This is a genomic window from Mesorhizobium sp. M8A.F.Ca.ET.202.01.1.1 (assembly GCF_004791595.1).
Lineage (GTDB): Bacteria > Pseudomonadota > Alphaproteobacteria > Rhizobiales > Rhizobiaceae > Mesorhizobium.
In genome coordinates this window covers 1-353 of the sequence record NZ_SRUN01000129.1, presented here as the reverse complement: position 1 = coordinate 353, position 353 = coordinate 1, and the positions used below count along the sequence as shown (strand labels likewise).

Annotated in this window: 1 protein-coding gene; it reads right to left on the bottom strand. The window is 53.8% G+C overall.

What is annotated here, in order from left to right; translation table 11 throughout:
* Positions 1–109 precede the first annotated feature (109 nt).
* Positions 110–353 (bottom strand): hypothetical protein (locus tag EN845_RS35885; RefSeq protein ID WP_210235537.1); only part of this gene is annotated, 244 nt, incomplete at its 5' end.

Below are 353 nucleotides of genomic sequence, written 5' to 3'. Positions count from 1 at the left end.
ATCCGGCCTGGATGACACAAACGTACAAAGACGAACCGCCGGTGCCGGGTCGCGCTCCAAATCCTGGTGATCGACCGGAAAGGATCAGCTCCGAGTCTAAACGGCATCGTCAACTTAATGAAGCGCGGATACTATGACAGAGTGACCCAATCCACCGCCGCGCCATTGCGTCGGTTTCGACAGATAAGATGGATTGGGCAGGCGAGCTCAAAAGAGCGATTGTAAATCGCAGTTGTAGCAGTGTAACAAACTGCGTAACAAAAAGCGCGAAAAGATTAGCATTTTCAGCAGGATAGGCGTGAAACCGAATCCCTCCCTCTCCGCCATCCTGCTTCGCGCTGCGCGCTTCGCAG